The organism is Kallipyga massiliensis ph2 (assembly GCF_000311985.1).
Taxonomy (GTDB): Bacteria; Bacillota; Clostridia; order Tissierellales; family Peptoniphilaceae; genus Kallipyga; species Kallipyga massiliensis.
The window spans coordinates 69,648-90,298 of the sequence record NZ_HE978585.1 but is presented as its reverse complement, the minus strand read 5'-3'; the positions used below and the strand labels follow the sequence as shown (position 1 = coordinate 90,298).

The window sequence follows — 20,651 nt, the reverse complement described above, 5'->3', positions numbered from 1 at the left end:
GAAGGGGCCTGGAGTATTGTGGAAAGGAGAAGGCCCCCGAGACCTGGACGAAATATCCCGGTTTCGGGGGCGGCTTTTAGGCTATGCCTTAAATTCTTAGAAGCAGAAGTTGCCTTCCTTAAAAATAGCGACTTCTTGGCCGTCTTTGGTGGTGCCGATGATGGAGAGGTCCTTGGTGCCGACCATGAAGTCAACATGGACGGCGGAGTCGTTGCCGCCTTGGGCTCGGACTTGGTCGGAGGTCAGGTCGGCACCGCCTTCGAGGCAGGTGGGGTAGCATGCGCCGAGGGCGAAGTGGCAGGAGGCATTCTCATCGAATAGGGTGTTGTAGAAGAGGATGCCGGATTCGGAGATGGGGGAGGCGTAGGGGACCAGGGCGATCTCGCCGAGCCGGCGGGAGCCTTCATCCTCATCGAGGAGGTTCTTGAGGACTTCTTGTCCTTGTTCGGCCTGGAAGTCGGTCACTGCGCCGTCTTTGAAGGTAAAGGAGAAATGGTTGATGACCTGGCCATGGTAGACCAGGGGCTTGGAGGCGACGAGGATTCCGTCCACCTTGTCCGCATGGGGGAGGGAGAAGATTTCCTCAGTGGGGATGTTGGGGACGAACTCATTGCCCTTGTCATCCAGGGATGAGGCGGCCATCCAGATGTGGCCCTGGGGGAGGTGGACCGTGAGGTCGGTTCCGTTTTCGGACCGGTAGTGGACTTTGTCAAACTGGTAGTCGTTGAGGATTTTTGCCCGGGCGGAGAGGCGGGCGATATGGTCCTTCCAGGCCTGGACGGGGTCGGCGTCCTCCATCCGGGACATCTTGAGGATGGCCTCCATGAGGAGGGCATAGGCCTCATCGTCGGATTGGGCCTTAGGGAAGACCTTCCGGGCCCACTTGACGTTGGGGTAGGCAGCCACGCACCAGGCCACTTCGTCATTCATGGTGTAGTGGTCCAGGGGCTTCATCTTCTTGTTGAAGGCCCGGGAGGCGGCGGCCAGTCTTTCCGGATCCGTTTGGGCAAAGGCGTCGGGATCGCTGGAGGCAACGGAGATCATGTTGGCTCCCCGCTTGTAGTAGTATTCATCCTTGTCGTAAAGGAAGTCGGGAACAGTCTTCAGGACCTCCATGGGGGCATGGTCATAGGTCATCTTGGTGATTTCCTGGTCCCGCCAATCGACAACAACCTCGCTGGCCTCTCTTTCATAGGCAAAGCGGGCAAGGAGGCGGACAAAGTCCGCAGCTTGGACAGGGGCGGTGATAACAACGGGTTCCCCTTTTTGTACATTGACACCGACCTCCACCACAAGGCGGGCGTAGTCGATCAAACGCTGGTCAACAGGATGTTGGTCCATAACAACCTCTTTTCTATTTTGAGCAATGGTATAATGGAAAAAAGAGACAGGCCGGGCACAAGGGATAGACCCTTGGCCAATCAGCCGGCGATCAGCACTTCCCAAAGAAGTGACACAGTCTATTGTACCAAAGAAAGGATGAGCCATGGCGAAAGCATTGAAGCGGGACCAGGTCCCCATTGAAGAGACTTGGAATTTGAAAGATATTTTCCCCACGGAAGAGGAATATGAGGCGACCCTGAAAAAGACCCTGGATCGGGCCAAGACCTTCCGGGAAGACTACCGGGGAAAAATCAAAGCGGCCGGAGATGTGGTGGAAGCCCTCAAGGCCTATGAGGCCCTCCTCATGGACCTGGATGATTTAAGCAATTATGTTTCCCTCCATGAGGAGGCGGATACCCGGAACCCGCTCCATATGGCCCGGTCCCAGCGCTTTACCGACCTCATGGCGGGCCTGGAACAGGACTTGTCTTTCCTGGAGCCGGACCTGGCGGCCTTGTCCAAGGAAGTCCTGGAGGAGGCGGGGACAAAGGATCCTTCCTATGCCAACTATCTGGATAAGATGGTCCGGAAGAAGGACCACCTCTTGTCCGACAAGGAAGAGGGCATTTTAGCGGCCATGGGCCCTGTTTTGGATGCCCCCTACCAGGTGTATGCGGACATCAAGCAGGGAGACGTCCGATTCCCGGCCTTTGAAGCGGACGGCGAAGAGGTCCACATGACCTACAATGCCTTTGAGAATTCTTTTGAAACTTCGGCCAATACAGCCCTCCGTCGGAAGGCTTCCCAGGTGTTTTACGACCAGCTGGACAAGTACAAGTCGGGGACGGCATCGGCCTACCTGACCCAGGTTCGGCGAGATAAAATTGAAGCCTCTCTCCGGGGTTATAACTCGGTCTTCGACTACCTTTTGGATCTTCAGGATGTGGACCGTGACCTTTACAACCGCCAGATTGACGTCATCATGCGGGACCTGGCCCCGGTCATGCAGAAGTATGCCCGCTATCTCAAGGACCTCTATGGCCTGGAGGAAATGACCTCCTTCGATCTCAAGGCTCCACCCACATCCGGGGAATCGGAAGAGATTTCCTTCCAGGAGGCCGGGGAGTATATCAAGGACGGTCTCTCTCTCCTGGGCCCCGACTATGTGGCCATGCTGGACCGGGCCTTCAAGGACCGCTGGATTGACTATGCGGAAAATGAAGGGAAGTCCACGGGGGCTTTCTGTGCCTCCTCCTACAATGTCCACCCCTATATTTTGACCTCATTCAACCGCCAGATCAACGAGGTCATCACCCTCTCCCATGAGCTGGGCCACGCGGGTCAGGACATTCTCACCAACAAGAACCAGAACATCCTCAACACCTACCTGTCCATGTACTTCGTGGAAGCTCCTTCGACGGCCAATGAGATCATCATGGGCAACTATCTCCTGAAGAAGGCCGGAGAGGACAAGGAAGTGAAGAAAGAGATCATGGGCCAGATCATATCCCAGACCTACTACCATAACTTTGTCACCCACCTCCTGGAGGCCGCATACCAGCGGGAGGTCTACCGGATCATCGATGAGGGCGGGGCCTTTGATGCCGACCGCTTATCCGAGATCTACCGGAAGGTCCTGACCGACTTCTGGGGGCCGGAGGTCAAGATCATGGACGGCTCCTGCCTGACCTGGATGCGTCAGCCCCACTACTACATGGGCCTCTATTCCTACACCTATTCCGCTGGCCTCACCATCGGGACCGAGGTGGCCCGGCGGATTATGGAGGAAGGGGATCCGGCCGTCCAAGACTGGCTGGAGGTCCTCCGCCAGGGTGGGTCCAAGAAGCCGGTTGAACTGGCTCAGATGGCCGGGGTCGATATCCGGACTGAAGACCCCCTCAAGGATACCATCCGCTATATTGGAGAATTGGTCGACGGCTTGGTGGAGGCCTGAGCTTCACCGGAATAAAGAAAAAGGCTGTGTCGGAAGATTTCCGGCACAGCCTTTTTTGTGGGTGAAAGAAGTTATTTTTCGGCGACGTTGATGTTTTTCTTGGCCAACCGCCGGGTCTTAAAGTCGGAGAGAAGGTCATAGATGGTGGAGAAGATGGGGAGGAAGAGGAGCATGCCAAAGATCCCCATGGTGGACCCGCCGATGATAACAGCCAGGAGAACCCAGATAGCAGGGAGGCCAACGGATTGGCCCACGATCCGAGGGTAGATGATGTTTCCATCAAATTGCTGAAGGACGAAGATATAAACCATGAAGCCTAGACCCTGGGTCAGGGAGATAGAAGAGATAGTTAGCGTCCCGATGAGACCGGCGAGGACAGCACCCACCATGGGAATGAGGGCACCGAAGGCGATGAGAACCGAGACGGCCAGTGCCAGGGGAAGGCCCAGAATTTTCATGCCGACGAAGCACATGAAACCCAGGGTTAGGGCTTCACGGAACTGGCCGGTGAAGAAGTTATAGAAGTTGTCATAGGCCGTATAAAAGATGTACATGAACTTGTCGACAATGCTCTCCGGAAGGCTGGCATAGAGGAGTTGTTTGGCTTGAGTGCCCAGAGTTTCCTTGGCGGCCAGCATGTAAATAGAGAAGACCAGGACCAGGAAGGCATTGAGGAGGCCGGAGAAGACGGCGTTGATGGTGGGGAGAACCGACTGGATAAAGGAGCCGAAGGAGGCATTCCCCTGGGGGCTGATATAGTGCCAGAGATAGGAGGGGAGGGAGATGGATTGGAGGTTATCCAAAGCATCAATTAGGGGCTTCTGTACCGGGCCCATCCACTTAGCCTTTTGGAGGAAGGCGGAGAGCTTGTCCAGGAAATCCGGAATCGCCAGGATGATGGTCCGGAGGGAATTAAAAAGTTGAGGGAGGATCAAGGAGAAGATCAGGACAAGAATGGCAACGATGAGGATGAAAGAAAGGAGGATAGCCAGGGCCCTCTTGCCGCCGCGACCGATGGGGAGCTTATCCAGGATCTTGTTTTCAATAACGGACATAAATATGTTGACCAGGAAGGAAACCATGATGGCCATCATAAAGGGAGAAATCATGCCCAGGAGGTAACCAAAGCCTTTCAAAATGGCGTTAAAGTTGGAAAGAAGCATGAAAATGAGGATGGAACAGGTGATAATGAACAGGATCAGTTTAATCTGTTGCTTTTCTTCTTTTGTAAACCGCATGGGCCACCTCCGCTCTAGTCGTTCTTCCCTGGTATTTTATCATAGGCGGGGCTTCTTTGGTATAATTGAAAGAGTGCAAACAAGGAGGTTGCTATGGATCCAATTCTTGTCATTATGGCGGCGGGCATGGGGTCCCGCTATGGGGGCCTAAAGCAGGTTGACCCAGTGGGACCGGATGGGGAGGTCATCATGGATTACTCCCTCTACGACGCCTACCGGGCGGGCTTCCGCCGGGCCATCTTCATCATCCGCAAGGAGCATGAGGAGGTTTTCCGGGAAAAGCTGACCGGTCACCTGCCCCGGGATATGGAGGTGGATTTCGCCTTCCAGGACCTCCGGGATATGCCGGGTGGGGAGGTCCCTGAGGGGAGGGAGAAGCCCTGGGGAACGGCCCAGGCAGTCTATGCGGCCCGGGAACTGGTGGATGGCCCCTTTGCTGTCATCAATGCGGATGATTATTATGGGGACCTGGCCTTTTCTCTGATTTATGATTTCCTGGTAGAGGATCCGGGAGAGGGCATCCCCACCCACGCCATGGTGGCCTACCGGCTCAACAAGACCTTGACCGCCAACGGGTCGGTTTCCCGGGGGGTCTGCCAGGTGGAGGGAGGTTATCTGGTCCGGGTCGTGGAACACACTCGGATCTTCCAGGAAGGGGAGGACGGGAAGTCCTTGGTCACCGGTGAAGGCGGAGAGGACCGGGAGGTCCTCCTTCCCGGAGACAGCCCTGTGTCCATGAACTTTTGGGGCTTCCGACCTTCGTTTATGGAAGCCATCCAAGAAGAGCTTCGTTCTTTTATTCAGAATGAGCTTCCCGAAAACCCCTTGAAAGCCGAATGCTACCTGCCTTCGGTCATCAGCCGCCAGCTGGAGGAGGGGGAGGCCCGGGTCCGGGTCCTGACCACCGACCAGGCCTGGATGGGGGTAACCTACCAGGAGGACAAGGCCCGGGTTCAGGAGGGCTTCCGGAAAAAATGGGAAGAGGGGACCTACCCTTCCCCGCTTTGGATTGACTAAAGAGGGTAAAAAGAGAGACAACTGATAAGAATAAGACGAGACCGGATTGAAGGAAAATAGGAGGATCGAATGAAAATTTTAGTCATTAACTGCGGGTCATCTTCACTGAAATACCAGCTTTTCGACATGGACAAGGAAGAGGTCCTGGCCAAGGGCCTGGTGGAAAGAATTGCCATCGATGGTTCTCGGATTGAGCAGGAAACGGCCAAGGGAGAATTTGAGCTGGAGACAGCCATTCCCGACCATAAGAAGGCAGTCGAGCTGGTCTTCGAGGCCTTGACTTCTCCGGACCACGGGGTCATCAAGGACCTCCAGGAAATTGATGCCGTCGGCCACCGGGTGGTCCATGGCGGAGAAAAAGTCACCAAGTCCACCATCATTGACCAGGATGTCCTGGAAGCCATTCAAGAAGTGGTTCCCTTCTCCCCCCTCCACAATCCTGCCAACCTCCAAGGGATCCAGGCCTGCTCGTCCCTCCTGGAAGGTAAGCCCCAGGTCGCCGTCTTCGACACTGCCTTCCACCAGACCATGCCCCAGGAAAACTTTGTTTACCCCATCCCTCTCTCTTATTACAAAGAACAGGGCATCCGCCGCTACGGTTTCCACGGGACCTCCCACAACTTCATCACCAACCGTGCGGCCGAACTCCTGGGCAAGCCGGTAGAGGAAGTCAACCTCATCTCCTGCCACTTGGGCAACGGGTCCTCCATCACCGCCGTCAAAAACGGCAAGTCCATCATGACCTCCATGGGCCTGACTCCCTTAGCCGGCCTCCCCATGGGGACTCGGTCCGGCGACCTGGACCCCTCCATCATCATTTATATGATCAAGCAGCTGGGCATGAGCCCCGATGAGGTGGACAAGGTCCTCAACAAAGAATCCGGCGTCCTGGGCATATCCGGCCTCTCCTCCGACTTCAGAGACCTGGAGAAGGGGGCTGAATCAGGTGATGAGAACTGCCAGCTAGCCCTGAAGATTTTCCACTCCCGCTGCCGGGAGACCATCGGTGCATATGCCACCATGATGGGTGGCCGGATCGACGCCATCACCTTTACCGGCGGGATCGGTGAGAACGGATCCAAGGACCGGGAAGTCATCTGCGACGGTTTGGAGATCATCGGCGTCAAGCTGGATAAAGAAATCAATAACCAACGCAAGCCCAAGGAGAAGGTCATTTCCGCCGAGGATTCCGCCATCAAAGTCATGGTCATCCCCACCGACGAAGAACTCATGATCGCCCGGGATACCAAGCGTCTGGTTCAAGGCAAGTAAGCGGAAGGGCTCAGGAAGACATCGATAAAGAAAAAGGCTGTGTCAGAACAGTTTGTTTGTTCTGGCACAGCCTTTTTAATTTCTTTTATCTTCGCTTCCCAGGGCGGCCTACCCTGGCTGGGGCCCAATTTTGTGATTTACCAGGGTGGCCCTACCCTGGCTAGGACCCAATTTTGTGATTTACCAGGGTAGCCGCCCCCATCCTAACTCCGGATCCGGATTTGCTGGCCTTGTCCTGTGATTTCCGTCAAGAAAGTTTTGGTCTGGTCCTGGTAGTGTTCCTTGAAGAATTGAGTGATGTCCATTTTTTCCCGGAAGTGCATGGGAATGAACATCTGGGGCTTGAGCCTTTGGATCATAGCCATGGGGCCCAGGAAGGCATTGCCCTCCAGGCGGGGGTCCAGGGGGGCGAAGAGGATATCCACGGGGAAGTTTTCCAGGTCATCCAGGACCTCCATGAAGTCGCTGACTTCCCGGTCCTGGTCTTCCACGGTCCAATCCGGCCACTTCCAGGCGTTGAGGTCTCCGGCGTGGAAGAAGGAGATCCCGCCCACTTCAAAGAGGACGGAGATTCCCTGGTCGGTGGATCCGAAGGCGGTCCATTGGATGCCCTGGAAGCTTTCGCTGTCCCCCGGCTCAAGGCGGAGGGTCCGGTCAGGATTGTAGATGATCTTTTTTCGGCGGGTCTCTTCCTGGGTCCGGGAGAGCTGGATGAATTTGCCGTCAGAGGGGGATTCTTCCACGTCCGTGGAGAGAACATAGGTCGCCTCATGGGCCCCCTCCATGGTGAAGATTCGGGGAGTGTAGTGGTCGCTGTGGGCATGGGTGACAATGAAGGTGGTGGGCTTATCCTTAGGGAGGGCGAGAGGCCCTTGGACGTAATCCACAACCAGGAAGCGGTCGGGGAAGTCCAGGGAAAAGCCGGAATTATAAAGATAGGTCAAGGTAATTACCGTCGACATATGGCCTCCTTTTGTTTTTCATTTTCTCCCATTATATACCCCTTCCCTTCCGTAAGGGGTCAAGTCGGGGAAGAATGCAATCTTTTGTCAATCCTGGGTATACAATAAAAAGATATCGAGCCAACGAAGGAAGGACAATGAGGATGAAAAGAACAAGACAGGAAAAAATAGACCGGATTGTCGACCGGATCAAGTCTGATAAAAAACCGGGCCAAGGCCAAGTGGGCATCGAGATGGAGCATTTCATTGTCGACCGGGCAAGCGGACGGCGGATTTTTTATGAGGGTCAGCCCGGGGTTCTGGAAATCCTGGAGGAACTGGCCCAAATGCCCGGCCTGGAACCCGTCCGGATCAACGGCCATATTGCCGGGGTCCGGAATGAGGAGATGGCCGTGTCCATTGAGCCTGGGGCCCAGTTCGAGGTCTCACTGACCCAATCCCCTGACCTCAAGGTCCTGGAAGACCGGGCCCGGCGGGCCTATGAGGTCCTCCTACCCGTCCTGGAAAAATACGGCTACGGAATGATGGCTCTGGGGGTTGACCCGGACAACCGTGCCCTGGAGGTCCCCATCATTGCCAAGGAACGCTACCGGATCATGAACGATTGGCTGGGGGCTCATGGTCCCCATTCCCGGAAGATGATGCGGCTTTCCTGCGCCCTCCAGGTCTCCATCGACTACTTCGGGCCGGAGGACTTCCGGAAGAAATATCGGGTCCTGACGGCCCTGGTCCCCATCCTCTACACACTGACGGACTCCGTTTCCCGGATAGGCGGAGAGAAGCGAGACAAGTTCAACGCCCGCCAGGAGATTTGGCGGGGGACCGATCCTGACCGAACGGGCTTGGTGCCGACCGCTTTTGATGAGGACTTTTCTTATGCTTCCTATGCCGACTGGCTTCTCGACCGGGTCATCCTCTTCCGGGTGGAAGGGGGACAGGAGGTGGAAACGGGGGATCTGACCCTGTCCCAGGCTATGGACCGGGCAGACCCCGAGGAGGAGTGGGCCGGACTGATCGACCAGGCTCTGGGGATTGTCTTTCCGGACATCCGGGTCAAGGGCTTCCTGGAGGTCCGTCCCATGGATGCCCTCCCCCTGGATCTTTCCCTCGCGGTGACTGCCCTGGTCAAGGGGCTCTTCTATGACCCCCAAAACCTGGACCGCCTGGACCGGAAGTTCAAGACGGTTTCCATCGATTTGGTGGAGCGGGGGATGGACTCCGGGCGGGATAACGGGATTCACGGCTACTACCTCTCCGACTACTTTGCCAACTGGGGGATCAAGCTCCTGGACCTGGCTCATGAAGGGCTTCCCGAGGAAGAGAGGGCCTATTTAGCCCCCCTTCGGGAACTCTGGTCCCATCTGGAAACACCCCGGACCTACTATGAGAAAGTGGAAGGAGAGGAGGGATGGGACGGGCTCCGGGAGATCCTCCTTGCCAAGACCAAAGATTGACCGGTGAGACGTCGACAAAAACGGACAGGGCTCATCGAAAAAGAGAGGAGTTCTATGTTTATTAACGAATTTACCAAAGACTATATCCGGATGGTCATGGGCCAGCCCCGATACTATGAGCAGGACTACCGGGGGATCATGGAGCGGTCGGAGAACAAGCGGCGGCTGATCCCCGGGGACCCCATCCCCATGACCTATCAGGGATTTTATTTTGAAGAGGAAGATGAGGCCTTTTTCCGGTCTATCCTCCATACCATGGCTTCCATTGGCCATAAGGTGACGGCCAAGTTCCTGGAAGATCCCGACTACCGGGCCTCTTTTCACTTTTCCAAGGCCCTGGAGGACCTGATTTTGATCGACCCGGGCTACACCACTCCGGTTCCCGTAGGGCGATATGATATATTTTATAATGGTGATGGAGATTTTCAGTTTTGCGAACTCAACACCGACGGGTCCTCAGCCATGAATGAGGACCGGGTCCTGGGCAAGCTCCTCCTCAAATCCAAGGCCATGGAAGCCATGGCCGGGGACTGGGAGATCGCCCGCTACTCCCTCTTCCGCCCGTTGGTGGAAGCCCTAACCGGGGAGTACAAGAGGCTAAAAGGCAAGCTGCCCCAGACGGTGGCCATCGTCGACTTTGAGGACAAGATGACGGAAAAGGAGTTCCGCCACTTCCATGAGGTCTTCGAGAAGGAAGGCTTTGATTGCACCCTGACTGACCCCCGGACCATGGAATACCGGGAGGGCGTCCTTTATGGGACGGACCCCTATACGGGGAGGGAAGCCGCCATCGACCTGGTCTACCGCCGGATGGTGACCTCGGACTTCCTGGACCGAATCGACCAATGCCAGGACTTTCTCCAGGCCTATAAGGACCAGGCCTTTATTTCCATGGGGTCCTTCCGGTCCCAGATTATGCATGCGAAGACCATTTTCAAGGTCCTCCATGACCCGGGAACTTTGGAAATGCTCAGTCCCATGGAAAGGGACTTCGTCAAGGCCCACGTTCCCCTGACCAAGGAAATCCTGACCCAAGAGGACAAGGACCGGGTCAAAGCAGAAAAAGATGATTGGATCCTTAAGCCCTACAACTCCTACGCCTCCCAGGGGATCCTCCTGGGGCGGGAGCACAGCCGGGAGGAATGGGCTAAGATCGTGGATGATCTGGCTTTTGATGAGTACATCTACCAGGAATACATCGATGTCGATCCCACCCCCTTTCTTTATATGGAAGACTATGAATTTAAGCTAGGCGATTTTGGCCATGTCATCGGCCTCTTTATGTATATGGAAGAATTTGCCGGCGTTTATGCTCGGATTGGGCAATCGGGAATTATTTCCGGGGCCAGGGACTATTTTTCAGCCCCTGCCTTCCGGATTAAGCGGAAGATCGGTGGGGCAAAGTAGGAGCAAAGAAGGAAAGGAAGGTAAGGAAGGATGTCCATGGATTACGAACAGCATGAAAGAGGACAAGAAGGCCCCTTGGCCGACCAGCTGACCACTTTGGTCCAATCCCTCCAGGAGGGGGAGGAGAACTGGGTCTTCCTGGGAAAGGTGGAGCAGGCTCTTGGGGAGGCCTATCCTGAACTCTCCTCCATCCGGGACCGGGACCTCTTTGCCCTCTTCCAGGGCTTCAGCGACCACTTTGACTGCCGGACGAGTGAGGAAGCCGGCCTTCCACCCCTCTACTTTGTCCGCCCTCGGCCGACCGGTCCTTCTCCCCTGTCGGAAAAAGACTTGGAGGAGATCAAAGGGAAATATCCAAAGCCCCAGGATGCTCTGACGGACTGGGCCTTCATTAACTTCCGCAAGTACGATGAATTGGCCGACCTGGCCCTGCCGGAAAAGTGGTATTACGGGGACACCCCGCCCAAAAACGATAAGGTCCCCCTCCTCAAGAACTACCTGAATTACACTTTCAAGCGGCTCCTTCGTGAGGGGAAGATTTCCATCACCCCGGATTCCACTCCGCCCCAGGAGACCTATGCCGCCTTCAACACCGGCCTGGTTGACCGGAAATACGACGACATCTATGCCATCTTCAAGCAGAACACCATGTTCAAGGGATCTGCCTTCTGGTATCTCCTGGATTTTGTAGTGGCCGGGGAAGATACGGGCAAGACCCTGGTTCGGGTTTTCAACCCCCTGCCTTGTCGGGCGGACTATTTTGAAAACAAGGTCGAGAATATGCTCTATGATTCCTCCACGGGCGATCTTTCCTGCGACTACACCCATATTATCGTCGAGCGGACCCGCCGATTCCCCATGGAGTTCTTGGAAGATAATCTAACCCGGGACATGATGGAGATTGACGGGATGACCCTCCAGGAGGTCTACCAGACCACCGACCGCTACCGGTCCAAAATCTTCTTCCAGAAGTTGGGCCAGAAGATTGAGGACAACCAGCGGGTTTTCAACCGGCTCAAAAACCGCTTCGAAGATGCCGTGGAGCTGGCTCTCAAGCGGGTCCAGTGGAACTACAAGACCGCCATCCCCATGTACAACCCCCGGTCCAACAAAGGATCCCTTCTCCTCCCCCTCTGTCTGGTGGATGAAAACCGGGTTGACCTGGCCCTGGTGGTGGTCCGCCATCCCTCAGGCTCCTACCAGGGAGAAACCATCCTTCCCCTCTTCCTGGCCTACAGCAACTCCCGCCTGGTCTCCCGCCCCGACAGTGACTGGCTCAATACGGATTCCATCAACATCCTCTCCTATGAAGGCGATGAGAATGAGGATGATGAGGATTGACCTTGGAAGAACTTCTGTAGAATCGATGAAGTCCTGAAAAGGGGCTGTGTTCAAAGATTGGCATGCTTCGAACACAGCCTCTTTTTTTGCGTGTTTGGTGGAATCCGGTTCTTTGCCAGGATGGCGTGCCCTGGCTCATGGCGGAATTGGGTTCTGGCCGGGGAAACTCATGGTTCCGCCATGACCCAAGGCCGTCTAACCCGGAGAGCCCTCATGACTCCGCCTCCTTCCAAGGCCGTCTAACCCTGATAATTTGGAAAATCAAGAGAATGACAGGGTCCGGAGCCCTGACAATTCGTGGCTTCTCAAAATAATCAGGGTGAAAAAAGGCCCTGTTAAAAGGTCAAATCGCAAGCTTATCAGGGGTAAAACCCTGTCAAATTAGAGAATTTCAAGAATATCAGGGCAAAAAAAGACCCTGTTAATTTGGCAGATAGCGAAAATGTCAGGGTCTGAAACCCTGATAAATGCTTAAATCCCAAGAATATCAGGGCTTGGAGTCCTGATAGCTGCAAAATCCCCAAAAAATCATGGCCGAAGAGACTCCGAAGAGCCCCTTGGCCGGCCCCTTCCCCAGATCACCCGAAAAAAATGGACCCCGCTCTCGCGGGGTCCATTTTTTGGGACGACGTGATTACTTCCGGTCCAGGGATTTTTTCATCTGTTGGATGACCAGAGCTTGCTGGGCCTTGGCCTCGGCGGCAACCATTTGGTCGATGGCGTCTCTGGCTTCGGCATCGACCTCATTGCCTTCGCTATCGGCCACCTTCCTCAGGACCAGGACGGTCCGGGCCGGGGAATAGATCCGGATCCCCTGGTCAAAGTCGGCCATATCCATGGTCTGGGTTTGGTAGATATAGTCCTCATCGATCCGGCCGAAGCCGCCGAACTCCTTCCGGTCGGAGGAGAAGACCACTTGGTAGCTCCCTTCCCGGTTGATGGGGAGGACGAAGTTTTCCACAGAATCGGTGGGGTGGAAGTTGTAGAGGAAGATGTAGGCGTTGTTTCGGTAGGCGACGATCTTCCGGTGCTCATCCGTCCAGAGGAGTTGGATGTTTTTGGGACCCATGATCCCGGTTTTTTTAGCGAACCGGATCATGGCCCGGTCAAACTCCATGAGATAGGAGTATTTGAGGAGGTCGTCGTCCGCTAGGTGCCACTGGCGGCGGGCGTAGTGGTAGGACCAGCCGTTTTCCAGGCGGGGGAAGTCGATCCACTCGGGATGACCGAACTCATTGCCGATGAAATTCAGATAGCCGTCAGCTCCGGCGGTCAGGGTGATGAAGCGGATCATCTTGTGGAGGGCGATGGCCCGGTCGATGATGTAGTTATCGTCATCCTTGCTCATGTGCCAGTAGGCTTCCTGATCAGCCAGCCAGAAGAAGAGGGTCTTGTCGCCCACCAGGGCCTGGTCGTGGCTTTCCGCGTAGTTAATCCGCTTTTCCATGGGTCGGTGGGTGGTGACTTCATAGTAGATTTCATTGACCGACCAGTCGTGGTCGTCCTTTTTCATGTTCCTGATCCAAAGGTCAGGTACCCCCATGGAGAGGCGGTAGTCGAAGCCGATCCCGCAGTGGTCGGGAGGGAGGCAGAGGCCAGGCATGCCGGACATATCTTCCGCCACCAGGAGGGCGTTGGGGAAGAGGGAGTGGACCAGTTCGCAGGCCAGGGTCAGGTAGGTGACCGCATCGGTGTTGGTGTTGAGGGAGAAGTACTTGCTGTAGTCGGTGAAGTCGGTCCCCATCCCATGGTCCCAATAGAGCATGGAGGTGATTCCGTCAAAGCGGAAGCCGTCAAAATGGAATTCCTCCAGCCAGAACTTGAGGTTGGAGAGGAGGAAGTGGACGACACTCGTCTTTCCGTAGTTGAAGCACATGGAGTCCCAGGTCTCATGGAAACCGCGGGGACCGGGGACGAAGAACTGCTCCTGGGTCCCATCGAAGAAGGAAAGGCCCTCCGCCTCATTCTTGACCGCATGGGAGTGGACCAGGTCCATGAGGACCCCCATCCCCATGGAGTGGGCCTTATCAATCAAATACTTGAGGTCTTCCGGGGTCCCGAACCAGGAGGAGACAGCAAAGAAGTTGGAGACATGGTAGCCGAAGGACCCATAGTAGGGGTGCTGCATGATGGCCATGAGCTGGATGACATTGTAGCCGGACTTCTTGATCCTGGGCAGGGTCAGGTCGGCAAATTCGCGGAAGGAAGAGACCTTGCCTTCCTCCTGGGCGATTCCGATGTGGGCCTCATAGATGAAGGGGGGAACATGGCGAGAAAGCTTGAAATTGGGCGTCTTCCACTCATAGTCCTCTTCCGGCTCCCAGATTTGGCCCAGCCAGTCAATCGACCCGTCCTCCCGGACCTCTTGGATGACCCGGCGGATATAGAGGGGGATTTTATAGTGGTCCTGGTTTTGGTATTGGAGGAGGACCTTGATCCGTTGCCCATGCTTCAAGGCGTCCTTCCCGTCCAGGCGGATCTCCCAGTTCCCGTTGCCGATGGCTTGGAGGGGGTGGGTGTAGGGCTGCCAGTTGTTAAAATCTCCGACCAGGAAAAGGTGGGCGGCAGCCGGGGCCCATTCCCGGTAGACCCAGCCGCCTTCCGTTCGGTGGAAGCCGTAGTAATGGTGGCCATTGGCGAATTCGGAGAGGGAAGGGGCTCCTTCCAGAATTGCCTCTTTTTTGGCCAGGTAATTTCTCTCCCGTAGGGCCAGGTCTTCCTTGTAATTGGTCAGCCAGGGGTCAAGGTCCAGGGCACGGGCGACAGCTGCTTGGATGGGATCTTTATTCATGTGAACCTCCTAGTATCCCGGCTCATCCGGGCTTGCAACGTGGATCACGGATCAGGATTCGTTGGGGTGAAATCGTTCTCATTTAAGTATAACATTATTATGACGACTTGGGGAACATTATGATAAGATTTAATAAGAAGTTCGGAAGGAATGACCTTCCATTTCCTGAATGAGGAGGTAGTAATGAAGGGAAGCGAAGATCGTTACCGGCAGGAAGTGCCGAAGAGATATAAAAAACCGAGCCCCCAGAAGCCGGGACCGGATGGGTCCACCCTCTTAACGGTGGTCATCATCGTGTCCCTCCTTCTTCTGATTATCTGGTTTGTCACCAATCAGTTTATCCGGGTTATGGGCGGGTCTTCTTATGATAACCAGCCGGCCATTGAGTCTTCCGAAGAGGAAGGAGCTTCCACATCGGCCTCCCGGGAAGAGGTCAGCCGGAGCGAGACTATCGACACGTCAGACTATGATATGCAGGGAGAAGGAAAGTCGTCGGACCAGGCGGAGGAAAAGCCCGCCCCCCTGACTGAGGGACCGGCGGACTATGCCGAGCCTAAGACCTGGGTGGGGAAGACCTTCCCCGTCAACGCCCGGTCCAATGTCCGGTCGGGACCGGGCACAGGATCCGGCATTATCAATACGGCCAACCCGGGCAACACCATTACCGTCCGGGAAGCCAAGATGGAGGCGGATTCCGTTTGGTGCTACGGCCAGATCAAACGGGACAATGGGGAGACTTTTGAAGGTTGGATCTACGGCTGGTCCCTGGATGCCAAACCGGTTGAAGAATAAGGGGAGACCGCCGGCCCGTCCGGCGGTTTTTTCGATGAGGAGGGGATATGGAATTATTTCGACTAGCATGCGGACTGCCCAAGATCCGCCTGGGGAGGATGGACCGAAACCGCCAGGCCATGGAAGAGATGGCCCGGGCCATGGCCAAGGAGGAAGTGGATTTGGCCCTCTTTCCGGAAGGAAGCCTGACCGGCCATTCGATCGGAGACCTCTCGGGCCAGGAGTTTTTCTGCCAGCGGGCCTGGGAGGAGGCGGAGACCCTGGCCGACCGGACCCGGGACTTGGACCTGGCCCTGGTTTTTGCCCTCCCCCTGATTTCCGGGGCCGGGACTTATTGGGCGACAGTCCTGGCCTACCAAGGGGACCTGGACGTTTTGGGAAAGAGGGGGCCTGAGCCTCCGGAGGAATCCCCCTTCTTTTTAGAGGAGACCGGCTATACCTTCAAGTCCCTATCTTTGGCCCCACTTTCCGATGACCAGGTCACCCGACTCTCTCCGGGCCGGATCTTGGAAGTGACCGACCTTCTTCTCCTGTCCCAGGCACGGCCTTTCCTTCCGGGAAAGGCCAAGGACCGGAGGAAGGCCCTAGAGGTTCTGACAGGAGACGGCCTAGCCTTGGCCATGGTCTCGGCCTGCCCCGGCGAATCCACCACGGACGGGGTCTTTTCCACCCAAGCCCTCATCGCAGAGAATGGCCACATCCTCGCAGAGAAGAAGGAAGGGGAGGGAGAGGGCTTCATCTTTGCCGACCTGGACCCCTTCCTTATGAAGAAGACCCGGGAGAGGTTCCGGTCCCGCCTCCTCATGAGCCGGGTCCAGCCGGATCCGGAGGAGGAAATGGACCTCCCCTTCCATCGATCAACAAGGCGGATTTATCCCAAAACTCCTTTCCTGCCGGAGGATGAGGAGGGTCTGGAAGAGACCTTGACCATCCAGGCCCTGGGCCTGGCCCAGAGGATGTCAGCCATTGGGGCGGAGGATGTCTGGATCGGGATTTCGGGAGGTCTGGATTCCACTTTGGCCCTCCTGGTCGCCCTCCGGACCTTCGACCGCCTGGGCCTGGACCGGAAGGGGATCCATGCAGTTTCCATGCCGGCCTTCGGGTCCTCGGAGAAAACCAAGGAGAATGCCCGAAAGCTTGCTCGGTCTTTAGACCTGGACTTTCAAGAAATTGACCTGGAGGAGGTCCTCCGGGTCCACTTTCGGGACATCGGCCTGGAGGAGGGGGACCGGTCTCTGGCCTTTGAAAATGCCCAGGCCCGGGAGAGGACCCAAATCCTCTTCGACCTGGCCAACCTCCATGGTGGCCTGGTTCTGGGGACGGGGGACCTGTCCGAGATCGCCCTGGGCTGGGCCACCTACAACGGGGACCATATGTCCTCCTATGGGGTCAACGCCTCTGTTCCTAAGACCTTGGCTCGGGCCCTGGTCCGGTATGAGGCGGATGGTTTCCGGGAAAAGGGCAGGGAGAAATTAGCCCGGATTCTCCTGGATGTGGTAGAGACCCCGGTTTCTCCGGAACTTCTTCCTCCAAAAGACGGGGAGATCGCCCAGAAAACCGAGGAAATCATCGGCCCCTATGAACTCCACGACTTCTTCCTCTATTACTTCGCCCTTTACGGGGCCGGTCCCCGGCGGATTTTGGACTATGCCGACCGGGCCTTCGAGGAATACAGTCGGAAAGAAATCCTGGCCTGCCTCCGGATCTTCTATGACCGCTTTTTCAAGAACCAGTTCAAGCGGTCGGCCATGCCGGATGGTCCCCAGGCCAGCCCGATTTCCCTATCCCCAAGAGGGGGATGGGCCATGGCCTCGGACCTGGATGGGCGGGCCTATCTGGATGAGGTCGATGCCCTCATCGAAGGTGAAAAATAGACGGAGATGGGGTATAGATAAAGAAATCGATTTTTCATAGCAAATGAAGAAATATGATACTATCAAGTAGAAATGAGAAAAGCATGCGAGGAATCTTTATTTCTTTGGAGGGATCCGACGGGTCGGGGAAGTCGACCCTGGTCCGGGGCCTGAAGGAAAAAGTCGAAGAGGCCGGACTGGAAGTGGACTTCACCCGGGAACCTGGCGGAACTCCCATCAGTGAAGCAATCCGGGACATCCTTTTGGACAACCGGAATACGGAGATGGACCCCCGTTGCGAAGCCCTCCTGTATGCCGCAGCCCGGGCCCAGCATACGGCCCAGCGAATCCGGCCCAACCTGGACCGGGGCCGGCACGTCTTTACCGAACGCTTCGTCCTCTCCTCCCTGGCCTACCAGGGCTATGCCCGGAATTTGGGGATCCCTGAGGTGGATGCCATCAACGACTTTGCCACCGGGGGCCTCCGACCGGATTTGATTTTATACATGGATGCGGACCCCATCGCCCTCCTGAAAAGGAAGGAAAACCAGGGGGAAACGGACCGGCTGGAAAAGTCGGGCATGGACTTTTTCCGGAGGATTCGGGAGGGGTATGAAAAGGCAATCGAAGCCAGCGACCGGGTCTATCGGGTGGATGCCCTGGCCCCTCCGGAGGAAATTCTGGAGGCCTGCTGGCAAGCAATTATAGAAAGAATCGAGGCATGATCATGAAGCTATTAATTTGCATTGTCCAAGACGGGGATGCCGCCAGCCTGATGGAAGAGTTGGTGGAACACTCCTTCCGGGTCACCAAGCTCTCCTCGACCGGAGGTTTCCTGAAAAGCGGAAACACCACCCTCTTTTTAGGGGTGGAGGACCAGGAAGTCGATGACGCCCTGGCCATCATCAATAAGAATTGCTCCAGACGGACCGCTGTCACCCCCATCATGAACCCCCAACTGGATCCGGGTATGTACCCCTCCATTCCTGTGGAGGTTGAGGTGGGTGGAGCGACCATCTTCCAACTTGACATTGACACCATGTACCGGCTCTAGAAAGGGCGGGCATGGCAAAGCGTGAAGAAAGCAAAGCCCCCGGCCTTTTTGATGGCTATGAGGGGAATCTTGAGGAGGAAAGAAGGATCCTGTCCCGATCCGGCCTCCTTTTTGACCGGGACCACCTGGTCCATGCCTTCCTTTTAGAAGGGAGCCGGGACCGGGTCCAAAGCGTATCCCGGGCTCTGGTCCTCCGCATTCTAGCGGACTTCGGCGGGGTGGAGAGAGGGAGGATCCTTTCGGGATCCGCAGCCGACCTCCTTTTTGAAGGGGAGGAGAGGGTCTCCATCGACCGGGTCCGTCAACTCACCGCCCTCATGTATCAAAAACCCATCCAAGGGGACTATAAGGTCATTGTGATCGACCGGGCGGATACCATGCAGGGACCGGCCCAAAATGCCCTCTTAAAGTCCCTGGAGGAACCCCCCGGCCATGTCGTTTGGATCCTGGGGGCCAGCCAGCGGTCCAAGCTCCTGTTGACCGTTCAATCCCGGCTCCGGATGGTTGCCCTGGGCAAGGACCACCCTCCTGTGGATGACCCCCTGGCCCTGGACCTTCTTGGGGATCTGCTAGCGGGGAAGGTGGAGGGGGTCTTCCTCTCCAAGGCCCTCCTGGAAAATTGGCAGGAGGATTATTCCGGTCTTTTGGAGGCCTGGATTTATTACTTAAATGGGGTCATGGCCTACCAGTCAGGCGACAGGGAAGTGGACCTTCCCCTGTCCTGCCGGGCGGATTTTTTCGACCTGGCCCAAAATACGACCCTGGACCGGGCCAGCCGGGCCCTTCTCTCCGTGGAGAAGACCCGGCAGGGCCTGGAAAAAAATTGGAATCCAAAACTTGCCCTTGAGGACCTTTGCCTGACCCTGGCAGGGAAACAGGGCGTTTCTATATAGAGGAGGAAAGCATGCAAGAAGTCATCGGTGTCCGGTTCAAGGCCACCGGGAGGTTGGAATACTACCGACCCGGAGGTGAAGTTTTTCGTTTGGATGAGGGCGCCATCTGCCCATCCGACCACGGCCTGGAATTCGGTCAGGTTGCTCTTTCGAATATCCGCCTGCCGGAGGACCTCCTTCCGGACCAGATTCCCAACCTGGTCCGCAAGGCCACGGAAGAAGACCTGAAAACCCACGAGGAGAACCTCGCCCGCGCCAAAGAAGCGGTCGAGTTTTGCAAAATAAAGATTGCTGAAGAGAGGCTGGAAATGAACCTGGTCGGGGCCGAATTCACCTTTGACCGGTCCAAGCTCATCTTCTATTTTACGGCCGACCACCGGGTGGACTTTCGGAAGTTAGTCCGCGAGTTGGCCCAGAATTTCCATACCCGGATTGAACTCCGCCAGATCGGGGTTCGGGACCAGGCCAAGCTTTTGGGCGGGATCGGTCCTTGTGGTCAGGAGTTCTGCTGCCACCGTTTCATGCGGGATTTCGACCCTGTATCGATCAAGATGGCCAAGACCCAAGGCCTTTCCCTCAATCCCACCAAGATTTCCGGCATCTGTGGCCGGCTCATGTGCTGCCTGAATTACGAACAGGAAGTCTACCAGGCCAACACCAAAAAGGTGCCCCCTAAAGGGACCCTGGTTCTGACTGAGGATGGCCAGGGCCATGTCGTGGACCGGGATGTCCTCCAGACCCGGGTCCGGGTCCATGTCTACAAGGATGACGGGACGGAGGATGAGAAGTACTACAGCGTGGATGCCATTGAAATCCTCCAAAAGCGGAAAAAAGGTCATTCCAAGCCCGAACTCTGGGAGGATATGGAGGACCACGACTTCGTAACGGAGGGGGAGAAGAAGGCCCTCCGTGAAGAAGAGGAAGCGGACAAGAGGGAAGAAGAGGAAGACATTTCCCGGACCTGCGCTTGCCCCTGCCGGGTCCAAGAAGAAGATCGGAAAGTCGCCTCCTCTGAAGAGCCTGAGCTCGAGGAAATGCAGATCCCTGAAGAAGAGGAAGCGACAGAAGCCCAGTCGACCCCCGACGTCAAGAAAGAAGATCGCCTCGTAGCAGATAAGGGCCAAGAGACCCTCCCCTTCCAGGAACCCTATGCTGTCAAAGGCCGGGTTAAGCCGAAAAAGAGAAGGATGGGGCGGAGACGGCGGAGAAAATAGAACGAAATTTATAGTCTCACAACAGTTGGCGGCAGGCTCATTTGGGCCTGCTGCCTCTCTTTTTATCTTGACAATCATCCACTTTC

At 56.1% G+C, this 20,651-nt stretch carries 16 protein-coding genes; 12 read left to right on the top strand and 4 right to left on the bottom strand.

What is annotated here, in order from left to right; genetic code table 11:
• Positions 1 to 96: 96 nt before the first annotated feature.
• Positions 97 to 1,341, bottom strand: coding sequence for an aminopeptidase (locus HGKM_RS00360; RefSeq protein ID WP_019133322.1), 1,245 nt, complete (start codon positions 1,339 to 1,341; stop codon positions 97 to 99).
• Positions 1,342 to 1,486: 145 nt separating this feature from the next.
• Between HGKM_RS00360 and pepF the strand changes: the two genes are divergently transcribed.
• On the top strand, positions 1,487 to 3,277 hold the full coding sequence (gene pepF / locus HGKM_RS00355; RefSeq protein ID WP_019133321.1) for an oligoendopeptidase F: 1,791 nt from the start codon (positions 1,487 to 1,489) through the stop codon (positions 3,275 to 3,277).
• Between the two features lie 71 nt (positions 3,278 to 3,348).
• Here the strand turns inward: pepF and HGKM_RS00350 are convergent, their stop codons facing one another.
• The gene (locus HGKM_RS00350) at positions 3,349 to 4,515 is read right to left on the bottom strand and encodes an AI-2E family transporter (protein ID WP_019133320.1); all 1,167 of its coding nucleotides are present in this window, start codon (positions 4,513 to 4,515) and stop codon (positions 3,349 to 3,351) included.
• Between the two features lie 93 nt (positions 4,516 to 4,608).
• Here HGKM_RS00350 and HGKM_RS00345 point away from each other — a divergent pair, with 93 nt between their 5' ends.
• Complete coding sequence (locus HGKM_RS00345; protein ID WP_019133319.1) at positions 4,609 to 5,532, top strand: nucleotidyltransferase family protein; 924 nt, start codon at positions 4,609 to 4,611, stop codon at positions 5,530 to 5,532.
• A 69-nt stretch (positions 5,533 to 5,601) separates the two neighbouring features.
• Positions 5,602 to 6,804 carry an acetate kinase gene (locus HGKM_RS00340; RefSeq protein ID WP_019133318.1) on the top strand — a complete coding sequence of 401 codons (1,203 nt, stop codon included), beginning with the start codon at positions 5,602 to 5,604 and terminating at the stop codon, positions 6,802 to 6,804.
• 203 nt (positions 6,805 to 7,007) lie between these two features.
• Here the strand turns inward: HGKM_RS00340 and HGKM_RS00335 are convergent, their stop codons facing one another.
• Positions 7,008 to 7,766 carry an MBL fold metallo-hydrolase gene (locus tag HGKM_RS00335; protein WP_019133317.1) on the bottom strand — a complete coding sequence of 253 codons (759 nt, stop codon included), beginning with the start codon at positions 7,764 to 7,766 and terminating at the stop codon, positions 7,008 to 7,010.
• 143 nt (positions 7,767 to 7,909) lie between these two features.
• Between HGKM_RS00335 and HGKM_RS00330 the strand changes: the two genes are divergently transcribed.
• From HGKM_RS00330 to HGKM_RS00320, 3 genes are read left to right on the top strand one after another with little or no spacing between them, the layout of a single operon-like run.
• Complete coding sequence (locus HGKM_RS00330) at positions 7,910 to 9,220, top strand: glutamate-cysteine ligase family protein (protein ID WP_172634673.1); 1,311 nt, start codon at positions 7,910 to 7,912, stop codon at positions 9,218 to 9,220.
• A gap of 54 nt (positions 9,221 to 9,274) precedes the next feature.
• Positions 9,275 to 10,627: a glutathionylspermidine synthase family protein gene (locus tag HGKM_RS00325; protein WP_019133315.1), complete on the top strand. Its 1,353-nt coding sequence runs from the start codon at positions 9,275 to 9,277 to the stop codon at positions 10,625 to 10,627.
• Between the two features lie 36 nt (positions 10,628 to 10,663).
• A complete protein-coding gene (locus HGKM_RS00320; protein ID WP_172634672.1) occupies positions 10,664 to 11,968 on the top strand; it encodes a DUF3825 domain-containing protein in 1,305 nt (434 codons plus the stop codon).
• Positions 11,969 to 12,602: 634 nt separating this feature from the next.
• On the opposite strand, the gene HGKM_RS00315 is transcribed toward HGKM_RS00320, so the two are convergent.
• On the bottom strand, positions 12,603 to 14,759 hold the full coding sequence (locus tag HGKM_RS00315) for an alpha-amylase family glycosyl hydrolase (protein WP_019133313.1): 2,157 nt from the start codon (positions 14,757 to 14,759) through the stop codon (positions 12,603 to 12,605).
• A 183-nt stretch (positions 14,760 to 14,942) separates the two neighbouring features.
• Between HGKM_RS00315 and HGKM_RS00310 the strand changes: the two genes are divergently transcribed.
• The 6 genes from HGKM_RS00310 (at position 14,943) to HGKM_RS00285 (ending at position 20,565) form a co-directional block, all read left to right on the top strand.
• Positions 14,943 to 15,551 carry an SH3 domain-containing protein gene (locus HGKM_RS00310; RefSeq protein WP_019133312.1) on the top strand — a complete coding sequence of 203 codons (609 nt, stop codon included), beginning with the start codon at positions 14,943 to 14,945 and terminating at the stop codon, positions 15,549 to 15,551.
• 47 nt (positions 15,552 to 15,598) lie between these two features.
• Positions 15,599 to 17,425: an NAD(+) synthase gene (gene nadE, locus HGKM_RS09125; RefSeq protein WP_019133311.1), complete on the top strand. Its 1,827-nt coding sequence runs from the start codon at positions 15,599 to 15,601 to the stop codon at positions 17,423 to 17,425.
• An 83-nt stretch (positions 17,426 to 17,508) separates the two neighbouring features.
• Positions 17,509 to 18,129, top strand: a complete 621-nt coding sequence (gene tmk, locus HGKM_RS00300; protein WP_019133310.1) for a dTMP kinase — start codon at positions 17,509 to 17,511, stop codon at positions 18,127 to 18,129.
• Between the two features lie 2 nt (positions 18,130 to 18,131).
• The gene (locus tag HGKM_RS00295) at positions 18,132 to 18,458 is read left to right on the top strand and encodes a cyclic-di-AMP receptor (protein ID WP_034579119.1); all 327 of its coding nucleotides are present in this window, start codon (positions 18,132 to 18,134) and stop codon (positions 18,456 to 18,458) included.
• Between the two features lie 11 nt (positions 18,459 to 18,469).
• A complete protein-coding gene (locus HGKM_RS00290) occupies positions 18,470 to 19,351 on the top strand; it encodes a hypothetical protein (RefSeq protein WP_019133308.1) in 882 nt (293 codons plus the stop codon).
• A gap of 11 nt (positions 19,352 to 19,362) precedes the next feature.
• The gene (locus HGKM_RS00285; RefSeq protein WP_019133307.1) at positions 19,363 to 20,565 is read left to right on the top strand and encodes a PSP1 domain-containing protein; all 1,203 of its coding nucleotides are present in this window, start codon (positions 19,363 to 19,365) and stop codon (positions 20,563 to 20,565) included.
• Positions 20,566 to 20,651 lie beyond the last annotated feature (86 nt).

What these genes read in the sequence shown, in the direction of transcription:
- HGKM_RS00340 (WP_019133318.1), top strand. Translation starts at nt 5,602, where the DNA reads ATGAAAATTTTAGTCATTAACTGCGGGTCATCTTCACTGAAATACCAG.
- HGKM_RS00350 (WP_019133320.1), bottom strand. Translation starts at nt 4,515, where the DNA reads ATGCGGTTTACAAAAGAAGAAAAGCAACAGATTAAACTGATCCTGTTC.
- HGKM_RS00345 (WP_019133319.1), top strand. Translation starts at nt 4,609, where the DNA reads ATGGATCCAATTCTTGTCATTATGGCGGCGGGCATGGGGTCCCGCTAT.
- HGKM_RS00310 (WP_019133312.1), top strand. Translation starts at nt 14,943, where the DNA reads ATGAAGGGAAGCGAAGATCGTTACCGGCAGGAAGTGCCGAAGAGATAT.
- HGKM_RS00330 (WP_172634673.1), top strand. Translation starts at nt 7,910, where the DNA reads ATGAAAAGAACAAGACAGGAAAAAATAGACCGGATTGTCGACCGGATC.
- HGKM_RS00335 (WP_019133317.1), bottom strand. Translation starts at nt 7,766, where the DNA reads ATGTCGACGGTAATTACCTTGACCTATCTTTATAATTCCGGCTTTTCC.
- HGKM_RS00320 (WP_172634672.1), top strand. Translation starts at nt 10,664, where the DNA reads ATGGATTACGAACAGCATGAAAGAGGACAAGAAGGCCCCTTGGCCGAC.
- HGKM_RS00285 (WP_019133307.1), top strand. Translation starts at nt 19,363, where the DNA reads ATGCAAGAAGTCATCGGTGTCCGGTTCAAGGCCACCGGGAGGTTGGAA.
- nadE (WP_019133311.1), top strand. Translation starts at nt 15,599, where the DNA reads ATGGAATTATTTCGACTAGCATGCGGACTGCCCAAGATCCGCCTGGGG.
- HGKM_RS00315 (WP_019133313.1), bottom strand. Translation starts at nt 14,759, where the DNA reads ATGAATAAAGATCCCATCCAAGCAGCTGTCGCCCGTGCCCTGGACCTT.
- pepF (WP_019133321.1), top strand. Translation starts at nt 1,487, where the DNA reads ATGGCGAAAGCATTGAAGCGGGACCAGGTCCCCATTGAAGAGACTTGG.
- HGKM_RS00360 (WP_019133322.1), bottom strand. Translation starts at nt 1,341, where the DNA reads ATGGACCAACATCCTGTTGACCAGCGTTTGATCGACTACGCCCGCCTT.
- tmk (WP_019133310.1), top strand. Translation starts at nt 17,509, where the DNA reads ATGCGAGGAATCTTTATTTCTTTGGAGGGATCCGACGGGTCGGGGAAG.
- HGKM_RS00325 (WP_019133315.1), top strand. Translation starts at nt 9,275, where the DNA reads ATGTTTATTAACGAATTTACCAAAGACTATATCCGGATGGTCATGGGC.
- HGKM_RS00290 (WP_019133308.1), top strand. Translation starts at nt 18,470, where the DNA reads ATGGCAAAGCGTGAAGAAAGCAAAGCCCCCGGCCTTTTTGATGGCTAT.
- HGKM_RS00295 (WP_034579119.1), top strand. Translation starts at nt 18,132, where the DNA reads ATGAAGCTATTAATTTGCATTGTCCAAGACGGGGATGCCGCCAGCCTG.